Raw genomic sequence first — 3,045 nt, 5'->3', positions numbered from 1 at the left:
CGGTGCGGGCGGGAGATCCGGTGGTGGGCAGGGTCTTGGCGGCGTGCCCCGTTACTTGTTCGCGCAGGTGTCGGGCGAGGGCGGCGGGGGTGGGGTGGTCGAAGACGAGGGTGGCGGTCAGGCGCAGACCGGTTGCGGTGTTGAGGCGGTTGCGCAGCTCCACCGCCGTCAAGGAATCGAAACCCAGGTCTTGGAACGCCTGGTCAGCGGCCACGTTGCGCGACTCCGCGTGTCCGAGCACAGCTGCGGTGTGGCTGCGCACCAGCTCCAGCATGGTGCTTTCGCGTTCTGCCTCGTCCATGTTCGCGAGGCGTCGCGCCCAGCCGTCCGCGCCCTGTCCGGCGCCGTCACCCGCGGCCCGGCGGACCGGCACGCGTACCAGTTCGCGCAGTACAGGGGGCAGCGTCCCCGCCTCCGCCTGGGCGCGCAGCGATGGTGCGTGGAACCCCGCCGCAACCGCTGTCGGCCCGGCGCACGCCACCGCCTCGTCCAGGGCGCGCAGGGCGTCCCGCGTCGCGAGCGGCGTGAGTCCGCCACGGTTCATACGGGAGATCCCGCCGTCGCCGAGACCGCCGGTCAGTCCGCTGGTCTGTTCCCAGAGTCCCCAGGCGAGGGAGGTGGCGGGGAGTCCTTGGGTGTGGCGGTGGTGGGCGAGGGCGTCGAGGAAGGTGTTGGCGGCGGCGTAGTTGGCCTGACCTGGACTGCCCAGGATGCCGGCGGCGGAGGAGTAGAGAACGAAGGCGGACAGGTGGGCGTTGGCGGTGAGTTGGTGGAGGTTCCAGGCCGCGTCCACCTTGGGGCGGAGTGCGGTGGCGAGTTGTTCGGGAGTGAGGGTGGTGAGCACACCGTCGTCCAGCGCGCCGGCGGTGTGGACGACGGCGGTCAGCGGGTGTTCGTGGGGGATTCGCGTGAGGAGGGTGGCGAGGGCTTGGCGGTCGGCGGTGTCGCAGGCGGCGACAGTGACTTCGGCGCCTGTTGCGGTGAGTTCGGCCGCCAGTTCCGTGGCGCCAGGGGCGTCGGGTCCGCGTCGGCTGGTGAGCAGGAGGTGGCGTACCCCGTGCTCGGCGACCAGGTGACGGGCGAGCAGTCCGCCCAGGGTGCCGGTACCACCCGTGACGAGGACGGTGCCCTCGGGCGCGAACGCGAAGCCCGGATCCGCGAAGCCTGGATCCGCGAAGCCCGGATCCCCGAGGCCCGTGCCCCCCGAATCCGCGCTCTCCGGACCTGCGTTCCCGGCGCCCGCCTCCGAACCCACACGGCGGCCCGACCTCTCGGGCCTGGTCACACGCGGCACCAGAGGGCGCCCCGCGCGCACGGCCACCTGTGGCTCATCTGACGCGACGAGGGCGGGAAGCGCGGCGAACGACTCCTCCGTGCCGTCCACATCGATCAGCTGGATACGCCCGGGATGCTCGGACTGCGCGCTGCGGATCAGGCCCCATACGGCCGAGGCGGGAAGATCGAGCACCGGTTCCTCGGGCGCGGAGGTGACGGCGACGGCACCCCGCGTCAGAACGACGAGGCGCGCCCGCGCACTCAGCCCGCCTGAACCTGCCGTCTCGCCGGGAGCGGCAGCGATCTCCTCATCCGCGAGCCAGTCCTGTACGAGGCGCAGCGCGTGCTCGGTCAGGGCGTGTACCGCGTCGGCGGTCCGGTCGTCGTCCGCTGCCTGGTGAGAATCTTCCGGGCGCTGCGACTGTGCCGGCAGCGTTCGGGACCCATCCGCCGGAGCGCCTTCGGGAGCTTCGAACAGCCGCGAGACGCAGGGCGCGAACACCACTTCGTGCGCGGTGACGGGCGCCGGGGCGGAGGCGGGCGTGGGGCCGGCGAGGGCGCCTTCGGTGAAGGCCGCCCGCCACGCACCGACCCCGTCGTAGGCGGGCAGGCCGGCGAGCCACGCCGGACCGGACACCGCGAGATCCTGACCCAGGACCGCCCATCGCAGGTCTTCGATGGTGGACGGCGCGGGCTCCGCGGCGTCCGGCAGCGCGAACGGCCGCCAGTTCAGGTGATGCAGAGGACTGCGCGGGCCGACCGCGTGGGCCAGCTGCTCGGACGTCACCGGACGGGTGGTGAGGGAGCCGACGGTGAGGACAGGGCTGCCCTCCGCGTCGCTGACCGTGAGGGTGAGAGCGCCCGCTCCGGAGGCCGACAACCGCGCGCGGAGCACGGTGGCGCAGCGACTGTGCAGCGCGACCTCACCCCAGGAGAAGGGCAACAGGACACCGTCCGCCAACAACTCGTCCGTACCGTTCGTGAGGAACGCCGTGTGCAGCGCCGCGTCGAGGAGAGCCGGGTGGACGCCGTAGGGGGCGGCATCGGCCCCGTCCGGCAGGCTGATCTCCGCGTACACCGCCCCATCCTGCCGCCACGCCGCTCGCAACCCCTGGAAGAGAGGGCCGTAGGCGAGGCCGTGATCGGTCAGACGGGCGTAGAGGTCGTCGATGTCGAGCGGCTGCGCCTGCGGAGGCGGCCAGGCCGCCGGAGTGGCGGGGGTGGTCGGAACGGCCGGAGCAACTGGAGTGGACGTCAGGGCCCCGGTCGCGTGTGCGGTCCATGGCAGCGCGGCGTCGTCCTCGCCCGACGTATGAGCCCGCGACCGTACGACGAGCGTGCGCCGTCCCTCCTCATCGGACGCGCCGAGGACCACCTGGAGACGCAGAGCGCCACGCTCGGGCAATACGAGCGGCGCCTCCAACGTCAGCTCCTCCAAGAGCCCGCACCCCGACTGCGCACCCGCGTGGAGCGCGAGTTCCACGAAGGCGGCCCCGGGCAGCAACGCCGCCTCGTGCACGACGTGCTCACTCAACCAAGGGTGCGTCGTGAGGGAGAGGCTGCCCGTGAACAGAGTCCCCCCGTCCGGCAGTTCGGCGACCGCCGACAGCAACGGATGCCCTGCGGGGTCCAGACCGGCGGCGGCAACGTCCTGGGCACTGGGCGCCGTCAGCCAGTAGGGGTGGTGTTGGAAGGGGTAGGTGGGGAGGTGGGGTGTGTGGGTGTGGGTGTGGTGGGTGTGGGTTGGGGTGGTGGTCCAGGTGGTGGGGG

At 72.5% G+C, this 3,045-nt stretch carries 1 protein-coding gene; it reads right to left on the bottom strand.

Going from position 1 to position 3,045, the window contains the following annotated elements; genetic code table 11:
• Positions 1 to 3,045 (bottom strand): type I polyketide synthase (locus ABD339_RS33360; RefSeq protein WP_344570926.1); only part of this gene is annotated, 3,045 nt, incomplete at both ends.

The sequence above is a fragment of the Streptomyces axinellae genome, from assembly GCF_039532135.1.
GTDB classification, from domain to species: Bacteria; Actinomycetota; Actinomycetes; order Streptomycetales; family Streptomycetaceae; genus Streptomyces; species Streptomyces axinellae.
Note: the sequence above shows the minus strand (reverse complement) of the source record. Positions and strands in the feature narration are given on the sequence as shown.